Raw genomic sequence first — 18,061 nt, 5'->3', positions numbered from 1 at the left:
CGAGCCCGGACCGTCGCTAGCGCTCGATCGGCCCGGCCGCCGGGCTGACCCGCTGCGTGCCGTTGGCCACCCGGAAGGACTTGCCGCGGTACTGCCCGGACCGGGGGTCGGTCTTGTCGTTGAGGAAGTACCAGTCCATCTGCGCCGCAGCCGGTGTCACGGTGAACACCGAGTAGCCGTGGGCGTCGAAGTCATTCCACCGCACGTGTCGGTTGACCGCGGTCAGCGCCGACGACACGACCGAACCCGCGGTGTGCTCGGGCACCTTCAGGATGTCGTCGATGTTGCTCGAGGTGACGGAGGTGACCACGAGTTCGGTGGCGACGGTGCCGCCACCCGGATACGACGCGGCGTCCACCGGGATGTCGCACGCCCACGACGAATGGATGTCACCGGTGATGAACACGACGTTGTCGACGCGCTGGGTGCGGATCGCGTCGAGCAGGCGCCGGCGATCGGCGGTGTAACCGTCCCATTGATCGGGGTTGTAGGGGAGACCGCCCTCGGGGAGGTCGAGCATCTCGGTGAGGGCGGCGGTGTTCTGCCTGTCCAGCGGCGGGATCACCACCGGGGCGATCATCACCGGGTTGCCGACGATCTTCCACCGGGTGGATGAGCTGGTCAGGCCATTTGTCAGCCAGTTCATCTGGGCGGTACCGGTGATCGATCGGTTCGGCGCGTCGATGTCGCGCGAGGTCATGCCGACCTGTTCGTCGCGATAGGTGCGCAGATCGAGCATCGACAGTTCGAGCAGCCTTCCGAACCGCAGTCGCCGGTACAGGTGACGGCCGGTGGTGTCGGCGGTCGGGCGGACCGGCATCCACTCGTAGTAGGCGCGCTCGGAGGCGGCTTTGCGTGCAGCCCAGTCACCCTCGGACGCCTGGTGGTTCTCCGCACCGCCGCGCCACGAGTCGTTGGCGGACTCGTGGTCGTCCCAGGTGCAGATCCACGGCAGACCGCGATGCAATTCGGCGAGGTCGGGGTCGGTCTTGTACTGCGCGTGGCGGATTCGGTAGTCGGTCAGGCTGACGATCTCATGGCGGGGGTCGTTGGTCCGCACCGCGCCGGTCTTGCCGGTGTACTCGCCGGTGCCGTACTCGTACAGGTAGTCGCCGAGGTGGACGATCGCGGTGAGATCCGGATGATTGCGCAGGTGCCGATAGGCACCGAAGTATCCGGCTTCCCAATTGGCGCAGGAGACGACGCCGAATCGCACCCGCGACACGTCGGCGTCGGTGGCCGGGGCGGTCCGGGTGTGGCCGATCGGCGACACCGCGCCGCTCGCCGGGCCCGAGGTCACCCGGAACCGGTAGGTGTAGCGGGTGTCGGGCGACAGCCCTGTCGCGTCCACCTTGACCGTGAAATCGGAATCGGCAGCGGCCTGCGCCGAACCGGAGGCGACGATGGTGCCGAACGACTCGTCGCGCGCGATCTCCCAGGTGATCGCCGACGACGGTCCGCGACCCGACCCCGGGGTCGCCGCGGACGTGGCGGTGATGCGGGTCCACAGGATCACCCGATCGGGCAGGGGATCGCCGGAGGCGACGCCGTGCGCGAACACACGGCGGTCACCGGCCCCGGCCCCGGGGGCGGCGGTCGCGCGGGCGGTGTGGGCGAGGACGGGTGCGGCGACGGACAGTGCGGCTGAGGTCCGGAGCAGGTTTCGGCGCGAGGTCACGGGGGATCATTGTGCGGTATTCCCGGCGACTCGCAGGGTAGGTGTCCGGGCAATGCGCAGGTGACGTCTGCCGATTCACCTGATCGTCGACCAGAATTCACCCGCGATCGTTCTGATCGTCCGATCAAGTTTGGCGGGCGATCGCGCGGGCGACATCGATGCGCGGAAGCCTCGGGGTGGGCGCACCCGTCGAGGACGGCGGTGGGAGAATCGATGCCTGCGATCGGCGGGTCACCCTGTCGACGTGCGCGACGTGGACGTGCGCGAGGCGCATCCGTGCCGTACGAGGTACGGCAGGCATGCCGGAGAGGTCCGGGGAACAGGAGGCAACGTGTCCGAGATGGTGCCGTTGCGAGTGCAGATGGTCGCGGCCACCCGGTTCACCACCCCACCCGACGTGGACTGGGAGACCGACGCCGACGGTGGTGAGGCGCTCGTCGAGTTCGCCGGCCGGGCCTGCTACCAGAGCTGGGACAAGCCGAATCCGCGTACCGCCACCAACGCCGGCTACCTGCGCCACATCCTCGAGGTCGGACACCTCTCGCTGCTCGAGCACGCGACGGTGACCTTCTACATCACCGGCATCTCGCGCTCGTGCACCCACGAACTGATCCGTCACCGACACTTCTCGTACTCACAGCTCTCCCAGCGATTCGTCCCCGAGCACGACTCCAACGTCGTCGCACCGCCGGCCATCCGCGGCGATGCCGAACTGGAGAAACTGTTCACCGACGCCACCGATGCCGCCCGCGCCGCCTACTCCGATCTGCTGGCCGCGCTCGAGGCGAAGTTCGCCGACGTCCCGAATGCGATCCTGCGACGCAAGCAGGCCCGGCAGGCCGCACGGTCGGTACTCCCGAACGCCACCGAGACCAAGATCGTGGTGACGGGAAACTACCGGGCATGGCGGCATTTCGTCGGCATGCGTGCCACCGAACACGCCGACGTCGAGATCCGCCAGCTCGCCGTCGAGTGCCTGCGTCAGCTGATGGACGTGGCGCCGACGGTGTTCGGCGACTTCGAGATCGGCACCCTGGCCGACGGCACCGAGGTGGCCACCTCGCCGTTCGTGTTCGAGGGCTGAATCGCCTCGGTCGGCCGAACGGACCGGGACGGCGGTCGTCATCGCGCGGCGTGCCGTCCGTCACGCCGTGGGCGACACCCGATCCCGTTGCCCCGCCGTCACATGCCCACGGTAGCCTTGAGCACCATGAACGCAGCCGACTTGCAGCCCCAGTCGCACCCCTTCGGGACGAACGTGGTGGCCATGGTGACCCCCTTCCGGCCCGACGGTTCGTTGGATCTGGACAAGGCTGCCGAGCTCGCCGACCATCTGGTCGCCAGGGGCTGTGACGGATTGGTCGTCTCCGGCACCACCGGTGAGTCGCCGACCACCACCGTCCCGGAGAAGCTCGACCTGCTTCGCGTCGTCCTCGAGGCCGTCGGCGACCGCGCCCGGATCACCCAGGGTGCGGGCAGCTACGACACCGCCGAGAGCATCCGGTTCTCCCAGGCCTCCGAGAAGGTCGGGGCTCACGGTCTGCTCGTGGTGACCCCGTACTACTCGCGGCCGCCGCAGGCCGGGCTGCTCGCCCACTTCCGCGCCGTTGCCGACTCCACCGATCTACCGGTGCTGCTCTACGACATCCCGCCGCGCTCGATCGTCCCGATCGCCGACGACACCCTGCGGGCACTGGCCGAGCACCCGAACATCAAGGCCGTCAAGGACGCCAAGGGTGACCTGCACGCCGGTGCGCGTCTGATCGCGACCACCGACCTCGAGTTCCTCTCCGGCGACGACGGCCTCAACCTTCCGTGGCTGTCGGTGGGTGCCTCCGGCTTCGTGAGCGTGATCGGACACCTCGTCGCCGATCGAATGCGCGACATGCAGATCGCCGTCGAGAAGGGCGACCTGCAGACCGCTCGACAGATCAACCAGACGATGGCCCCGCTGGTCGACGCGATGGGACGTCTCGGTGGCGTCACCATGGTCAAGGAGTCGCTGCGCATCCTGGGGATGGACGTGGGCAACCCGCGATTGCCGCAGGTACCCGCCGACGGTCCGCAGATCGAGGCCCTCATCACCGACCTCCGGACGGCGGGCCTGCTGTGACGGGCCCGCGTCGTCGCGCCGCCCGCCGGGTCGCCGGGCCGCCGGCCCCGGTCGTCGAAAAGCCGCAGCAGGCCGCCGCGGAGAAGAAGAATCCCGTGCCGCAGAAGAATCCCGAGCCGCAGAAGAATCCCGAGCCGCGAAAGGTCGCAGAGCAGGCCGCCGTCGAGGCACCTGCCGCGGCTCCCGCAGACGCAGCACCTGCTGCGGCATCGGCCGGATCGGCACCCGCACAGCGGTCGGGATCGCAGCCCCGGCGCCGTGGTGGGGGTGGCCGCCACGAGCGGCGTGATGACCGCCGTCCCGGCGGGTCGGGTCGTCGTGGCGGGGGCAATGCCCCGGCCACCAACCGGCCGTCGGCGCCGGCCCCGGTCGACCGGCTCGGCACCCCGCGCCGCCTGCCCAAGGGTGCGCTGCGGGTGGTCGCGCTCGGCGGGATCGGCGAGATCGGCCGGAACATGACCGTCTTCGAGTACGACGGCCGGCTGCTGATCGTCGACTGCGGTGTGCTGTTCCCCGAGGACGCACAGCCCGGCGTCGACCTGATCCTCCCGGACTTCCGCTACATCGAGGACCGGATGGACGACGTCGAGGCGGTGATCTTGACTCATGGTCACGAGGACCACATCGGCGCGATCCCGTTCCTGCTGCGTCTGCGCGGCGACATCCCGGTGATCGGCTCCAAGTTCACCCTGGCCCTGGTCGAGGCGAAGTGCCGTGAGCACCGCCAGCGTCCCAAGCTGGTGCAGGTGCGGGAGGGCGAGACCACCCATCACGGCCCGTTCGAGTGCGAGTACTTCGCGGTCAACCACTCGATCCCGGATGCGATCGCCGTCGCGATCCGCACCGAGGCCGGCGTCGCGCTGCACACCGGTGACATCAAGCTCGACCAGCTGCCCCTCGACGGCCGGCTGACCGATCTCGCCGGGTTCAGCCGCCTCGGCGACGAGGGCGTGGACCTGTTCCTGGTGGACTCCACCAATGCCGAGGTCCCCGGCTTCGTCACCCCCGAGCGCCAGATCGGCAGCGTGCTCGACCAGGTGATCGGCAAGGCCAAGCAGCGCGTGATCGTGGCGTCGTTCGCCAGCCACGTGCACCGCATCCAGCAGATCATCGACGTGGCACATGCCCACAACCGGCGCGTCACCTTCGTCGGCAGATCGATGGTGCGCAACATGCAGATCGCCCAGGATCTGGGCTACCTGAGCGTCCCCGACGGTGTCGTGGTGGACATGGACACCGCCGCGACCCTCCCGGATCACCGGGTGGTGCTGATCTCCACCGGGTCGCAGGGTGAGCCGCTGTCGGCGTTGTCGCGGATGGCCCGCGGCGAGCATCGGCAGATCAACATCCGCGCCGACGACCTCGTCGTGCTGGCGTCATCGCTGATCCCGGGCAACGAGAACTCGGTGTTCGCGGTGGTCAACGGGCTGTCGCGGCTCGGCGCCACCGTGATCACCCAGCAGAGCGCCAAGGTGCACGTGTCGGGTCACGCCTCGGCCGGCGAGCTGCTGTACCTGTACAACGCGGTCCGCCCGAGCAATGCCATGCCGGTGCACGGCGAGTGGCGTCACCTGCGGGCCAACGCCGCGCTCGCCGAGGCCACCGGCGTCAACCCCGACCGCGTCATGCTGGCCGAGGACGGCGTCGTCGTGGATCTGGTCGACGGCATCGCCCAGATCGTCGGGCGTGTCCCGGTCGGGCACGTCTACGTCGACGGCCTGTCGGTCGGTGACGTCGGGGAATCGACCCTGTCCGAGCGGCTCGTGCTCGGTGAGGGCGGCTTCATCGCGATCACCGTCGCCATCGACACGGCCACCGGTCGCACGGTCAGCACACCCGAGGTCTCCGGGCGTGGCTTCTCCGACGACCCGGACGCACTCAAGGCCGCAGCCGACCTGGTCGATCAGGCGCTCGACGCCCTGGCATCGGAAGGCGTCACCGACACCCACCGGATCGCGCAGGCGATCCGCCGCGGCGTCGGTCGCTGGGTGGCCGAGACCTACCGTCGACGGCCGATGATCGTGCCGACGGTCCTCGCCGTCGGCGACTGAGCCGACACGCTCCATCTCCCGTCGGGCCGGTGGCATCCCTCGGGCTGTCGCCGTCCCGTCGGGGGCCGTCGGATCCGGCTAGGGTCGAACCCGTGAGCCTTGCACAAGAAGAGCGGGCCGCCCTCGTCGCCACCCTGCGCGAGGTCGGTCCCGATGCCCCGACCCTGTGCGCGGGGTGGGATGCCCGCGATCTCGCCGCGCATCTGGTGGTGCGGGAGCGCCGCCTCGATGCGGCGCCCGGAATCATGATCAAGCCGCTGGCCGGATACACCGACCGGGTCCAGAAGTCGGTGTCCGGGGGCACCGACTTCGACATCCTGCTCGGGCAGATCGCCGACGGTCCGCCGCTGTACTCGCCGATGAAACTGGTGGACCGCTGGGCCAACCTGGCCGAGATGTTCATTCATCACGAGGACGTGCTGCGCGGCGGGGTCGACCCCGACAGTGATTGGCAGCCGCGGGTGTTGTCGTCGGCGTTGGAGAAGTCCCTGACCACTCAAGTGAGGTCGATGGCCCGCATGACGTTGCGCTCGGCGCCCGCGCGGGTGCACCTGCGTACCCCCGACGGCACCGAGGTGGCCGGTGGGGGAGCGGGGCCGGAGGTGACCGTCACCGGTCGCATAGGTGAGCTCCTGCTGTTCATGACCGGTCGATCCCCGGCGGTGGTGACCTTCGACGGGGATCCGGATGCGATCGCCGCGGTTCGGGGCACGTTGCACGGCTTCTGAACCCGGACAGTGGCCGGATTCCGGGCCGATCGGGGCGTCACGGTTACAACTTCGACACATGACCGTGTTGCCAGTGTTGCCTGTGTGACTCGCGAGGCGGTCGGCGACTAGTCTGTCCGCATGGCTTCGAGAGCGAGCACGGGTACGCGCACGTCTTCATCGCGCGCCACGGGGGCAAAGAAGGCGGAGTCGGCACGCGGGGGTTCCACCGCGGGGTCGTCCCGCTCGGGTGCGCGTTCGTCCGGTTCCGGGACCCGTTCGGCCTCGGCCGGACGCGTCCGGACCACTTCCGGGGGTGGCCGGTCGAGTGCCGGTACCCAAGGGGCGGGCGGCAAGTCCGGCAATGGCCGCAGCGGCGGCGGAAAGGCCGGCAATGGCCGCAGCGGCGGCGGAAAGGCCGGCGCGGCGACCTCCTCACGGTCGCAGAGATCCGGATCGACCCGGTCGCGGTCGGGTGCCGCCGCATCCGCCGACATCTCGCGACGCTCCGGCGGTCGCACGGCCGGTGCTGCCGCGGGGGCGGTCGGCAGAGGCGTCGGCAAGGGTGTCGGTGCCGGCTGGTCGCTGCTGGCCCGCGGGGTCGGGGGAGTGGCCCGCGTCGGCGGCGGTCGTGGCGCCGGGAGCCGCGGTGGACGGTCCGATGGCCGAGGAGCGTCCGACGACGATCTGTTCGACGATCTCGACGGCGACGACGAGGGCCTCGACACGCACCCGGCCGGTCACGACGGCCACACCCATCGTCGGGACGGCACCGCACTGGCGGTCCTCGCGATCGCCGTCCTGATCGCTGCGGGCGTCTGGTTCGGCGCCGCCGGGCCGGTGGGTGCGTTCATCGACGCCTTCATCCGCGCGATCATCGGCTGGCCCGCGGTGCTGGTCCCGGTGGCGCTCGGCGTCGCCGCGATCATCCTGATGCGCCGCCCACCGAATCCGGCACAGCGCGGCCGCTACTTCGGCGCCGGTCTGCTGATCGTGCTGCCGTTCCTCGGCCTGATCCACCTCGTGTGCGGCTCACCGACCGACCTCACCGGCCGGTCGTCGGCCGCCGGCTTCCTCGGCTACGCCGTCGGTACGCCGCTCACCAGCGGGGTGACCGCCTGGGTGTCGGTGCCGATCCTGTTGCTGTGCATGGCCTTCGGCACCCTCATCCTCAGTGGCCGCACCGTTCGCGAGGTGCTCGACACCACACGCGGCTACCTGGGACTGGGCTACGTCGACGACGACGGCCGGGCCGGGTACGGGGACGACGGTTACGGGGACGGCGACGTGCCCTGGGACGACGACGCCGAGTGGGACGACTCCGACGCCGACGCCGACGACGCCGACGATCGCGATGACCGCTGGTCGTCCCGGGCCGCCGACCGTCCCTCGTGGTCGTCGGATCCGTACGACAACTACCCGCCGGATGCCGCCGACGATCCGCCGCGGCGTGCGCGTCGGTCACGCAGGCCGGCCACCTCGGGTGAGGTGCTGTCGTCGGCGGTCACCGAGCGCCTCGATGACGAGTCGGGGGCCACCTTCGGGGCACGCGGGTTCGATACAGATCCGTATGACGCCGACGCGACCCTCGATGATCCGACCCTCGATGATCCGACCCTCGATGATCCGACCATGGCCGACCTGCCCACCGAACCGCTCGGCGACGATGTCCCGTCACCCCGATCCCGCGCAGCCGGCCGACGAGCGGCCTCGCGACCCGAGGCGCCCACACGCCCGACTGCGTCCCGTGCAGGCGAGGGCCGGCCCACCGAGAGCCGGGCAGCACAGGCCCGTGCGGCCGCGAGCGCTGCGTCGGCCTCGAAGGTTCCGGCATCGAAGGTTACGGCGGTCCCGCTCGACACCGATGACGATGACGACGCCATGGCGTTCGCGGTGGAACCCACCGAGGGCGATTACCGGCTGCCGCCCACCAGTCTGCTGATCGACGGTGAGCCACCCAAGCAGGGCAGTCGATCCAATGACGACATGATCGACCGGATCACCGGCGTCCTCGAGCAGTTCAAGATCGACGCCGCGGTCACCGGTTACACCCGTGGACCGACGGTGACCCGCTACGAGGTCGAGCTCGGGCCCGGCGTCAAGGTCGAGAAGATCACCGCGCTGCAGCGCAACATCGCCTACGCCGTCGCCACCGACAACGTCCGCCTGCTCGCCCCGATCCCGGGCAAGTCGGCGGTCGGTATCGAGGTGCCCAACTCCGACCGTGAGATGGTCCGCCTGGCCGATGTGCTCACTGCGCCGTCGACTCGGAAGGACTCGCATCCCCTGGTGATCGGCCTGGGCAAGGACATCGAGGGCGACTTCGTCAGCGCCAACCTGGCGAAGATGCCGCACCTGCTGGTCGCCGGTTCCACCGGTTCGGGTAAGTCGAGCTTCGTCAACTCGATGCTGGTCTCGTTGCTGACCCGGGCCACCCCGGATCAGGTGCGGATGATCCTGATCGACCCGAAGATGGTGGAGCTGACCCCGTACGAGGGCATCCCGCACCTGATCACCCCGATCATCACCCAGCCCAAGAAGGCCGCGGCTGCGCTCGCCTGGCTGGTCGAGGAGATGGAGCAGCGGTATCAGGACATGAAGGCGTCGCGGGTGCGGCACATCGACGACTTCAACGCCAAGGTGCGCTCGGGGGAGATCACCACCCCACTCGGCTCCGAACGCGTCTACAAGCCGTACCCGTACATCGTTGCGATCGTCGACGAGCTCGCCGATCTGATGATGACCGCCCCGCGCGACGTCGAGGACGCGATCGTCCGGATCACCCAGAAGGCGCGGGCCGCGGGTATCCACCTGGTGCTGGCCACGCAGCGCCCGTCGGTGGACGTGGTGACCGGCCTGATCAAGACCAACGTGCCGTCGCGGCTGGCGTTCGCGACGTCGTCGCTGACCGACTCGCGCGTCATCCTGGATCAGCCCGGTGCAGAGAAGCTGATCGGGATGGGCGACGGGCTGTTCCTGCCGATGGGCGCCAACAAACCCGTCCGCATGCAGGGTGCGTTCATCACCGACGAGGAGATCGCCGGGGTCGTCGACTACACCAAGGAACAGGCCGAGCCGGAGTACACCGAGGGCGTCACCACTGCCAAGGCCGGCGACAAGAAGGACATCGACTCCGACATCGGCAACGATCTCGACGACCTGCTGCAGGCCATCGAGCTGGTCGTGTCGAGCCAGTTCGGGTCGACATCGATGCTGCAGCGCAAGCTGCGTGTCGGCTTCGCCAAGGCCGGTCGTCTGATGGACCTGATGGAGACCCGTGGCGTGGTGGGCCCGAGCGAGGGGTCCAAGGCCCGCGAGGTGCTGGTGAAACCCGACGACCTCGCCGGTGTGATCGCCTCGATCACCGGCGGCGGGGACGATGAGCCGGCCGGCGAGGCGGGCTGATCGACCGGCCCGGATCGAATGCGGTCGCATCCGGGCATCCACCACGACTGTGCGGTGGATGCCCGGATGCGTTAGGCTGGGCAACGATCTTGGAGGGGAGTATCCCCTTCTCACGGCGTTCCCGTCAGTACGGTCGCCGGTCACCCGACGCAGATCGTCGACGTGACCGCCGCTCCGGGGCGCCGGCCGGTGATCGAGAGTCGTCGTCATCGGTGGGAGAGACCTCCGGCATCGCAACCATTGTGCTGCGCGCTGGAGGTAGGTCGCACCCATGCATGTCTCGCCCACCCTGTGGATCATCACCTGTCTGGTGATCCTCGGTCTCTTCGTCTTCGACTTCTTCTCCCACGTCCGGGTCCCCCACGCCCCGTCCCTGAAGGAATCCGGGTTCTGGTCGGCGGTCTACATCACCGTCGCGATCGCCTTCGGCGGCTTCGTGTGGTGGAAGTGGGGCTCGACCTACGGCGGTGAGTTCTTCGCCGGCTATGTCACCGAGAAGGCCCTCTCGGTGGACAACCTGTTCGTCTTCGTCATCATCATGGCGAGATTCGCGGTGCCCCGTGAGTATCAACAGAAGGTGCTGCTGCTCGGTATCGTGATGGCCCTGGTCATGCGCGCCGGATTCATCGCCGTCGGTGCCGCCGCGATCAGCGCCTACAGCTGGGTGTTCTACCTGTTCGGTCTGTTCCTGATCCTGACCGCGGTGAAGCTGCTGCGCGAGAGCGACGACCCGGTCGATCACGAGGAACAGCGCGAGACGCGTCTGGAACGGTTCCTCAAGAAGTACCTCCGCACCACCGACGACTACGACGGCGACCGCTTGTTCACCAAGGTGAACGGCAAGCGCATGGTGACCCCGATGCTGGTGGTGCTCATCGTCATCGGCTTCACCGACGTGCTCGTCGCGCTGGACTCGATCCCCGCGATCTACGGTCTGACCGCCGAGCCGTACCTGGTGTTCACCGCCAATGCCTTCGCCCTGATGGGTCTGCGGCAGCTGTACTTCCTGCTCGGTGGGCTGCTGGACCGACTCGTATACCTGTCGATGGGACTGTCGTTCATCCTCGCGTTCATCGGCGTCAAGCTGGTGCTGCACGCCCTGCACGAGAACACGCTGCCGTTCGTCAACGGTGGTGAGCATGTCGCGGTGCCGGAGATCAGCACTCCGCTGTCGCTGGGCGTGATCGTGGCGACCCTCGCGATCACCACCGTCGCGAGCCTGCTGCGGTCACGGTGGTCCGGCGACGACCATGACGGGCCGGGCGGGTCCCCGGACGCGACGCGGCCTCAGGATTCGGTGAACGGCCCGTAGACCTGGGTCCACTCGATCACGCGGACGGCGTCGACGGCCTCCCCGGCGATGAACGGATCGTTGGCGATGAAGGCCTCGGCGCCGTCGAGTCCGCCCTCGGCGCGCACCAGCAGCAGCGCACCGGTGCCGTCGGTGTACGGGCCCACCAGCAGCACGTTGCCCGCCTTGTTCTCCTCGCCGAGCCACCGGCGGTGGTCGGGGCGCAGTCGGTCGCGGATCGCGGCCTTGGCCGGGCCGTAGCTGTAGTGGACTGCGAAGGTCGCCATGTGTCACTCCTGGGTGTCGGGATCGGTCTCGGGGACGGGTGTCCACGGTTGTGGGTTGTCGGGTGTACCACCGGAGCCGGCCGTCACCGGGTCCGGACGCCGCGGGGCCCGGGTACCACGGGTTCGGGGTACTGCCGGGTCCGGGTACTACCCGGTCCGGGGTTCGGCATACAGATCCGCGAGCATACGGGTGTTGCCGAGGGTGTTGGGCTTGACGTAGCTGAGGTCGAGGAACTCGGCCACACCGGTGTCGTACGAGCGGCACATCTCCTCGTAGACCTCCTTGGTCACCGGGGTTCCCTCGATCTCGCGGAACCCGTGACGGCCGAAGAAGGCGGTCTCGAAGGTGAGCACGAACACGCGATCGAGTTGCAGCTCGCGCGCCACGTCCATCAGCCGGCCGACGAGCAGGTGCCCGATCCCGCGTCCCGAACAGCTCGAGTCGACGGCCACCGTGCGGACCTCGCCGAGGTCGCTCCACAGCACGTGGAGGGCGCCGCAGCCGACCACGGTGCCGTCGACGTCGGCCACCCAGAACTCCTGAACCGACTCGTAGAGGGTGACGAGGTTCTTCTCCAACAGGATGCGGCCGGCGTACTGGTCGATCAGGGCCTTGATGGTGGGGACGTCGGAGGTGCGGGCGCGGCGGACGACGACGTCGGGTCGGGTGTCCGCGGGCCGCGGGGTGGGTTCCGGCGCACCGGAGGGTGCGAGATCGACGTCGTCATCGTTGTGCATGCGGTCAATCTTGCCTCCACCGGGAGGCGTTCGTGTCCGAAGGTACGACCGGTGTCGTCCGCGTGTCCGCCGGCGCGGCGCGGATCCGCCGACCGGTGCAGGTGGACGGGCCGATACCCTGGTGATCGTGCGATCGAATGAGCGGCGGTCTGTGGCGACCACCACGGACCGAGGTGCCTGCACATGACCGACCGGATGCGCCGGGCGGTGCACGAACAGGGCCTGGCCGACGTCGGACGTGGGCCCGATCACATCGCCGACCCCGTCGACGCGGTACCGGTGGTCAACATCGCCAATGCGCTGACGGTGTTCCGGATCATCCTGGTCCCGGTGTTCGTCGTCGTGCTGTTCGCCCAGGGCGGCCACGAGACCTGGTGGCGCGTGGCCGCGGCCCTCGTGTTCGGGGTCGCCGCGGTGACCGATCACATCGACGGCCGGCTGGCCCGTGGACGTGGCCTGGTCACCGATTTCGGCAAGATGGCCGACCCGATCGCCGACAAGGCGTTGATCGGTGCGGCGCTGGTCAGCCTGTCGATCCTCGGAGAACTGACGTGGTGGGTCACCGCGATCATCCTGGTCCGCGAACTCGGTGTGACCGCACTGCGGTTCTGGGTCCTGCGGCACGGTGTCATCCCGGCCAGTCGCGGCGGCAAGCTCAAGACGTTGCTGCAGGCGATCGGTATCGGCCTGCTGCTGTTACCGCTCAGCGGGTTCTGGCACACCAGTGCGATGGTGATCATGTGGGTGGCGGTCGTGATCACCATGGCGACCGGCCTCGACTACGTCTGGCAGGCGATCCGGTTGCGCGCCGGTGCCCGTGTCGGCACTGCGCCCTGAGCGAACATCGGACCGATCCGCCCGCGACGCGCCCGATACCGTGCGGCGACCACCGACATCTTCGACTACTGTCGTCCACACCGCGCGACGATCACCGGCAGGGTGACGACGGCACGGTGGAGCCGGGAACGTGACGCACCGGGAACGCGAGAGTGCTCCCGGACGTTGCATCCATGGCCGGTCGCCCGTGATTGGGTTGGCGGGCCGGGATTACGAGAGGAGACCCGATGGCGATGCTCTTGCGAGAGGCGCTCGGCGACAGCCTGCGCCGGGTTCGGACCCAGCAGGGCCGAACGTTGCGTGAGGTGTCCACCGATGCCCGGGTGAGCCTGGGATATCTGTCCGAGGTCGAACGCGGCCAGAAGGAGGCGTCGAGCGAACTGCTCGCCTCCATCTGTGATGCCCTCGACGTCGAGATCGCCGATCTGCTGCTCGAGGTGGGCGCCGCCATGCGGCCCGAACCCGTCGCAGTGGGTGCGGACAGGGTCGGTGTGGAGCGCGATGCCGCCGTCGTGGCGGCCGGGGTCGAGTCCGACGCGGCGATCGCCTCGAAGGTCGTCATCGCCGCACCCGAGGTCCATCACCGCACCGCCACGCTCGCCGCGGCCTGAGGGTGCGCCACTCGATCGACTGAATGCCGGTCGGCACCGCGGGTACGTCCCGAGACGCTAGATTGGTGTGCGAGGCTACGAGACCCAGAGCTGCGAACCCCTCAGACCCCGATCCGGTGCTGCGCGAATCCTGTCGCCGCACGGTGGTCGTGAAACCCGGAATGGAGTGGACGAGAAGCATGGCGAACCCGTTCGTGAAGATGTGGCGCTACCTGATGGCACTCGGCAACGCGAAGATCGACGAGAACGCGGACCCGAAGATCCAGATCCAGCAGGCCATCGAGGATGCCCAGCGTCAGCACCAGGCGCTGTCGCAGCAGGCGGCCTCGGTGATCGGCAATCAGCGTCAGCTGGAGATGAAGCTCAACCGTCAGCTCGAAGAGGTGGAGCGGTTGCAGGCCAACACCCGCCAGGCGCTGACCCTCGCCGATCAGGCCGCCGCGGCCGGTGACGTCCAGAAAGCGGGGGAGTACACCAACGCCGCCGAGGCCTTCGCCGCGCAGCTGGTGACCGCCGAGCAGAGCGTCGAGGATCTCAAATCGCTGCACGATCAGTCGCTGCAGGCCGCGCAGCAGGCCAAGCAGGCCGTCGAGCGCAACGCGATGATGCTGCAGCAGAAGCTCGCCGAGCGCTCCAAGCTGCTCAGCCAACTCGAGCAGGCCAAGATGCAGGAGCAGGTCTCGGCCTCGCTGAACCAGATGAGCGAGCTGTCGGTGCCGGGCAACACCCCGAGCCTCGACCAGGTGCGTGAGAAGATCGAACGTCGCTATGCCAATGCACTGGGCTCGGCCGAGCTGGCCAAGAACTCGGTGCAGGGCCGGATGGCCGAGGTGGAGCAGGCCGGGGTCCAGATGGCCGGTCATGCACGTCTGGAGCAGATCCGCGCGAGTATGTCCGGGGGGTCGCTGCCCGCCGGTGGCGCCGCAACCCCCAACGCGCAGCCCGCCGGACCGGGTCTGACCAAGCCCACCACCGAGCCCCCGCAGGCCGGCAGCTGAAGGTCGCGATTGTTGCCGGCCCCGACGCCGGCCACGCCTTTCCCGCCTTCGCGCTCGCGGAACTGTTTGCGGCACAAGACATCTCGGCGGTCGTCTACACCGGGCTGCAGTGGTACGACGTGGCCGCGGCCCGCGGTGTGGAGGTCGCCGAACTCCCGGGGTTGCCGGCGACCGTCGACGATGACGACGAGGATGCCGGCGCCAAATTGAGTGTGCGGGCAGCCCGGATGGCGGTTCATCTCGCACCGGTCCTCGCGACCCGCGGCGTCGACCTCGTGATCTCCGACGTGATCACCGTGGCCGGGCTGTGGGCCGCCGAACTCGCCGGGATCCCGGCCATCGAGCTGTCGCCGCATCCGCTGTACCTGCCCTCGCGCGGGCTCCCGCCGATCGGCACCGGGATGGCCGCCGGGACCGGCGTCCGGGGCCGGGTGCGCGACGGGCTGTTGCGGGCGGCGTCGAACGTCTCGGTGCGCGCCGGTGACCGTCAGCGGGCACGGGCGCGCACCTCGATCGGATTGTCGGCGACGCCGGCGGCACCGGTGCCGCGGATGGTCGCGACACTGCCCGGGTTGGAGGTGCCACGACCCGACTGGCCGGAGTCGGCACATCTGATCGGACCGCTGCTGTGGGAGCCCACCACCGAGGCGTTCACGCCGCCGCCGGGGGACGGCCCGCTGATCATGGTGGCGCCCTCGACGGCCGAGATCGGGGCTCCCGACATGGTGTCGGTGGTACTCGAGGCACTACGGACCGTGAACACCGAACCCGTGGTGCGCGTGGTGATCTCGTCGCTCACCCCGCCCTCGGACGAGATGCTCGAAGGGTACGGCCGGCCAGTGGTCGCCGGGTTGGGCCGACAGGACCTGTTGCTCGCCGAGGCCGACCTGGTGATCTGTGGCGGAGGGCACGGGATGCTGTCCAAGGCACTGCTCGCCGGGGTACCGGTGATCACCGTCCCCGGCGGTGGCGATCAGTGGGAACTGGCCAACCGGGTGGCCCGGCAGGGCAGCGGGATGCTGGTGCGCCCGCTGACCGTCGAGGCGGTGGCCGAGGCGGTGAACCGGGTGATCGGTGAGCGGTCGTATGCTGCCGCAGCGGCCCGGGTCGCCGCGAGCGTCGCCGATGTGGCCGATCCGGTGCGCATCGCGCGGTGGTATGTCCGGGCCGGCCTGCGGCACACCCGGGATGGACAGCGAGGAGATCTGTGACGATGCGATTGACCGAGTTCACCGAACGGGTCACCGAACAGTTCGGCACGATGTCGGCCGATGCGATCCTCACCGACCACGTGCTCACCGAACTCGGCGGCCGAACCGGCGCGCAGGCGATCGAGGCCGGAGTGGACCCACGGGACGTGTGGGTGGCGATCTGCCGCGACTTCGACGTCCCCCGCCACCTGTGGTGATCTCATCCCTGTGGTGACCGGGCCGGGTGATCGACCGGGGCGGGTGATCGACCGGGGCGACCGTCGGAGGTGATCATCGACGACGGGCGACCACTGTGACGGTGCGGGTCGGCTGCGACACGCGGCACGCCCTACTTGTCATCGAACAGATGTTCCCTCATCCTGGATGAAGGCGGAACCGTGGCGGGTGTCCGTGCGTCAAATGAAATTGTCGGACCCGTTGCGTAGCGTGCGTTGCGACATCGGCAGTCGCGTACGCGATGGCAACGGCAACCCGCAGAACGGATACGTATGAACACCCCCCGGAAGCCCCGGCGGACGACTCGAGGAGAGACCATGGCAGCAGCACCCCAGGATCGTGAGAAGGCACTCGATCTGGCCCTGGCCCAGATCGACAAGAGCTTCGGCAAGGGATCGGTGATGCGACTCGGTGAGGAGACGCGCCAGCCGATCGAGGTGATTCCCACCGGCTCCATCGCCCTGGACGTCGCACTCGGCATCGGCGGACTGCCCCGCGGCCGTGTCGTCGAGATCTACGGCCCGGAATCGTCGGGTAAGACCACCGTCGCCCTGCATGCGGTCGCCAACGCCCAGGCCCAGGGCGGTATCGCGGCGTTCATCGACGCAGAGCACGCCCTCGACCCCGACTACGCCGCACGTCTCGGCGTCGACACCGACGCCCTGCTGGTGTCGCAGCCGGACACCGGTGAGCAGGCGTTGGAGATCGCCGACATGCTGATCCGTTCCGGAGCCCTCGACATCCTGGTCATCGACTCGGTGGCGGCGCTCGTGCCCAAGGCCGAGATCGAGGGTGAGATGGGCGACTCGCACGTCGGTCTGCAGGCCCGCCTGATGAGCCAGGCGCTGCGGAAGATGACCTCGGCGCTGAGCAACTCCAAGACCACCGCCATCTTCATCAACCAGCTGCGCGAGAAGATCGGCGTGATGTTCGGTTCACCCGAGACCACGACCGGTGGTAAGGCCCTGAAGTTCTACTCGTCGGTGCGTCTGGACGTCCGCCGGATCGAGACCCTCAAGGACGGCACCGACGCGGTCGGCAACCGCACCCGCGTCAAGGTCGTCAAGAACAAGGTCGCCCCGCCGTTCAAGCAGGCCGAGTTCGACATCCTCTACGGCCAGGGCATCAGCAAGGAGGGGTCGCTGATCGACATGGGCGTGGCCGAGGGCTTCGTCCGCAAGTCCGGCTCGTGGTTCACCTACGAGGGCGATCAGCTCGGACAGGGCAAGGAGAACGCCCGCAAGTACCTGCGGGAGAACACCGACGTCCGCGACGAGATCGAGAAGAAGATCAAGGAGAAGCTCGGCATCGGCGCCACCGTCGACGCCGACGACGTCGCCCCGGCTCCGGTCGAGTTCTGATCGGAACCGTCATCGACCCGCACGACACGACGAGCCCGGACACCGACGGACGCAAGCAACCCAGCGCCTGGGATGCGGCGCTGCGACTGCTCGGGGTGCGGGCTCGTTCCCGTAACGAGATGCGGGAACGCCTCACGCGCCGGGGATTCGACGCCGACACCGTCGACGACGTGATGGGCCGCCTGGACAAGGCCGGCCTCCTCGACGACGAGGACTTCGCCACCGAATGGGTGCGTTCCCGCGGCGCGAACTCCGGCCGCGGCCGGGTGGCGCTACGGCACGAGCTCAAGGCGAAGGGCGTCGATGCATCCACCATCGAGTCGGCGTTGTCCGACATCGACCCGGCCGACGAGCGGTCCGTCGCCCGTCGGTTGGTGGACCGCAAACTCACGCCGCGGGTGATCGACGAAGCACTCGCCGACCGCGGGGCGCGGGACAAACAGCGCCGCCGACTCGCCGGGATGCTCGTCCGGCGCGGCTACCCACAGTCGATGGCCCTCGATGTGGTCGGTGAGGCGCTCCACGAAGCGCTCGTCGACCAGTGATCACCGACCACT

The 18,061-nt window shown here is 68.9% G+C and carries 16 protein-coding genes; 13 read left to right on the top strand and 3 right to left on the bottom strand.

All coding sequences use genetic code 11. The annotated features are described in order from the left end of the window. Window positions 1-16: 16 nt before the first annotated feature. The gene (locus ACWDUA_RS03685; protein ID WP_449749626.1) at window positions 17-1,678 is read right to left on the bottom strand and encodes an alkaline phosphatase D family protein; all 1,662 of its coding nucleotides are present in this window, start codon (window positions 1,676-1,678) and stop codon (window positions 17-19) included. A gap of 331 nt (window positions 1,679-2,009) precedes the next feature. Here ACWDUA_RS03685 and thyX point away from each other — a divergent pair, with 331 nt between their 5' ends. The 6 genes from thyX (at window position 2,010) to ACWDUA_RS03655 (ending at window position 11,266) form a co-directional block, all read left to right on the top strand. Next, complete coding sequence (gene thyX, locus ACWDUA_RS03680; protein WP_449749625.1) at window positions 2,010-2,762, top strand: FAD-dependent thymidylate synthase; 753 nt, start codon at window positions 2,010-2,012, stop codon at window positions 2,760-2,762. A 126-nt stretch (window positions 2,763-2,888) separates the two neighbouring features. Further along, window positions 2,889-3,791: a 4-hydroxy-tetrahydrodipicolinate synthase gene (gene dapA / locus ACWDUA_RS03675; RefSeq protein ID WP_449749624.1), complete on the top strand. Its 903-nt coding sequence runs from the start codon at window positions 2,889-2,891 to the stop codon at window positions 3,789-3,791. Next, window positions 3,788-5,842, top strand: a complete 2,055-nt coding sequence (locus tag ACWDUA_RS03670) for a ribonuclease J (protein ID WP_449749623.1) — start codon at window positions 3,788-3,790, stop codon at window positions 5,840-5,842. Before dapA ends, ACWDUA_RS03670 begins: the two co-directional genes overlap by 4 nt. Window positions 5,843-5,934: 92 nt before the next feature. Continuing rightward, window positions 5,935-6,570 carry a TIGR03085 family metal-binding protein gene (locus ACWDUA_RS03665; protein ID WP_449749622.1) on the top strand — a complete coding sequence of 212 codons (636 nt, stop codon included), beginning with the start codon at window positions 5,935-5,937 and terminating at the stop codon, window positions 6,568-6,570. A 120-nt stretch (window positions 6,571-6,690) separates the two neighbouring features. Continuing rightward, the gene (locus tag ACWDUA_RS03660) at window positions 6,691-9,954 is read left to right on the top strand and encodes a DNA translocase FtsK 4TM domain-containing protein (protein ID WP_449749621.1); all 3,264 of its coding nucleotides are present in this window, start codon (window positions 6,691-6,693) and stop codon (window positions 9,952-9,954) included. 271 nt (window positions 9,955-10,225) lie between these two features. Then, window positions 10,226-11,266, top strand: coding sequence for a TerC family protein (locus ACWDUA_RS03655; protein WP_449749620.1), 1,041 nt, complete (start codon window positions 10,226-10,228; stop codon window positions 11,264-11,266). On the opposite strand, the gene ACWDUA_RS03650 is transcribed toward ACWDUA_RS03655, so the two are convergent. After that, entirely contained in the window at window positions 11,242-11,532 is a 291-nt protein-coding gene (locus ACWDUA_RS03650) for a YciI family protein (protein ID WP_449749619.1), read from the bottom strand. The two genes, ACWDUA_RS03655 and ACWDUA_RS03650, sit on opposite strands and share 25 nt — an antisense overlap. 147 nt (window positions 11,533-11,679) lie before the next feature. Continuing rightward, the gene (locus ACWDUA_RS03645; protein ID WP_449749618.1) at window positions 11,680-12,270 is read right to left on the bottom strand and encodes an amino-acid N-acetyltransferase; all 591 of its coding nucleotides are present in this window, start codon (window positions 12,268-12,270) and stop codon (window positions 11,680-11,682) included. 183 nt (window positions 12,271-12,453) lie between these two features. On the opposite strand from ACWDUA_RS03645, the gene pgsA reads away from it, so the two are divergent. From pgsA to ACWDUA_RS03610, 7 genes are all read left to right on the top strand, one after another. Continuing rightward, on the top strand, window positions 12,454-13,107 hold the full coding sequence (pgsA, locus tag ACWDUA_RS03640; protein ID WP_449749617.1) for a CDP-diacylglycerol--glycerol-3-phosphate 3-phosphatidyltransferase: 654 nt from the start codon (window positions 12,454-12,456) through the stop codon (window positions 13,105-13,107). A 227-nt stretch (window positions 13,108-13,334) separates the two neighbouring features. After that, the gene (locus tag ACWDUA_RS03635) at window positions 13,335-13,718 is read left to right on the top strand and encodes a helix-turn-helix domain-containing protein (protein WP_449749616.1); all 384 of its coding nucleotides are present in this window, start codon (window positions 13,335-13,337) and stop codon (window positions 13,716-13,718) included. 179 nt (window positions 13,719-13,897) lie between these two features. Then, window positions 13,898-14,716, top strand: coding sequence for a phage shock protein PspA (gene pspA, locus ACWDUA_RS03630; RefSeq protein ID WP_449749615.1), 819 nt, complete (start codon window positions 13,898-13,900; stop codon window positions 14,714-14,716). Beyond that, window positions 14,713-15,927: a glycosyltransferase gene (locus ACWDUA_RS03625; protein ID WP_449749719.1), complete on the top strand. Its 1,215-nt coding sequence runs from the start codon at window positions 14,713-14,715 to the stop codon at window positions 15,925-15,927. The genes pspA and ACWDUA_RS03625 overlap by 4 nt, the downstream gene beginning before the upstream one ends. A gap of 2 nt (window positions 15,928-15,929) precedes the next feature. After that, entirely contained in the window at window positions 15,930-16,124 is a 195-nt protein-coding gene (locus ACWDUA_RS03620) for a DUF3046 domain-containing protein (protein ID WP_449749614.1), read from the top strand. 336 nt (window positions 16,125-16,460) lie between these two features. Then, window positions 16,461-17,504 carry a recombinase RecA gene (gene recA, locus ACWDUA_RS03615; protein WP_449749613.1) on the top strand — a complete coding sequence of 348 codons (1,044 nt, stop codon included), beginning with the start codon at window positions 16,461-16,463 and terminating at the stop codon, window positions 17,502-17,504. An 11-nt stretch (window positions 17,505-17,515) separates the two neighbouring features. Then, a complete protein-coding gene (locus ACWDUA_RS03610) occupies window positions 17,516-18,049 on the top strand; it encodes a regulatory protein RecX (protein ID WP_449749718.1) in 534 nt (177 codons plus the stop codon). The last annotated feature ends 12 nt before the right edge of the window (window positions 18,050-18,061 follow it).

The organism is Gordonia sp. NPDC003376, from assembly GCF_053589235.1.
The sequence above is the reverse complement of the archived record's forward strand: the minus strand, read 5'-3'. Positions and strand labels throughout refer to the sequence as shown.

Bases quoted from the DNA above. Each gene is read 5' to 3' on its own strand.
- dapA (WP_449749624.1), top strand. From the start codon at position 2,889: ATGAACGCAGCCGACTTGCAGCCCCAGTCGCACCCCTTCGGGACGAAC.
- ACWDUA_RS03660 (WP_449749621.1), top strand. From the start codon at position 6,691: ATGGCTTCGAGAGCGAGCACGGGTACGCGCACGTCTTCATCGCGCGCC.
- ACWDUA_RS03655 (WP_449749620.1), top strand. From the start codon at position 10,226: ATGCATGTCTCGCCCACCCTGTGGATCATCACCTGTCTGGTGATCCTC.
- ACWDUA_RS03650 (WP_449749619.1), bottom strand. From the start codon at position 11,532: ATGGCGACCTTCGCAGTCCACTACAGCTACGGCCCGGCCAAGGCCGCG.
- ACWDUA_RS03645 (WP_449749618.1), bottom strand. From the start codon at position 12,270: ATGCACAACGATGACGACGTCGATCTCGCACCCTCCGGTGCGCCGGAA.
- pgsA (WP_449749617.1), top strand. From the start codon at position 12,454: ATGACCGACCGGATGCGCCGGGCGGTGCACGAACAGGGCCTGGCCGAC.
- ACWDUA_RS03635 (WP_449749616.1), top strand. From the start codon at position 13,335: ATGGCGATGCTCTTGCGAGAGGCGCTCGGCGACAGCCTGCGCCGGGTT.
- pspA (WP_449749615.1), top strand. From the start codon at position 13,898: ATGGCGAACCCGTTCGTGAAGATGTGGCGCTACCTGATGGCACTCGGC.
- ACWDUA_RS03620 (WP_449749614.1), top strand. From the start codon at position 15,930: ATGCGATTGACCGAGTTCACCGAACGGGTCACCGAACAGTTCGGCACG.
- recA (WP_449749613.1), top strand. From the start codon at position 16,461: ATGGCAGCAGCACCCCAGGATCGTGAGAAGGCACTCGATCTGGCCCTG.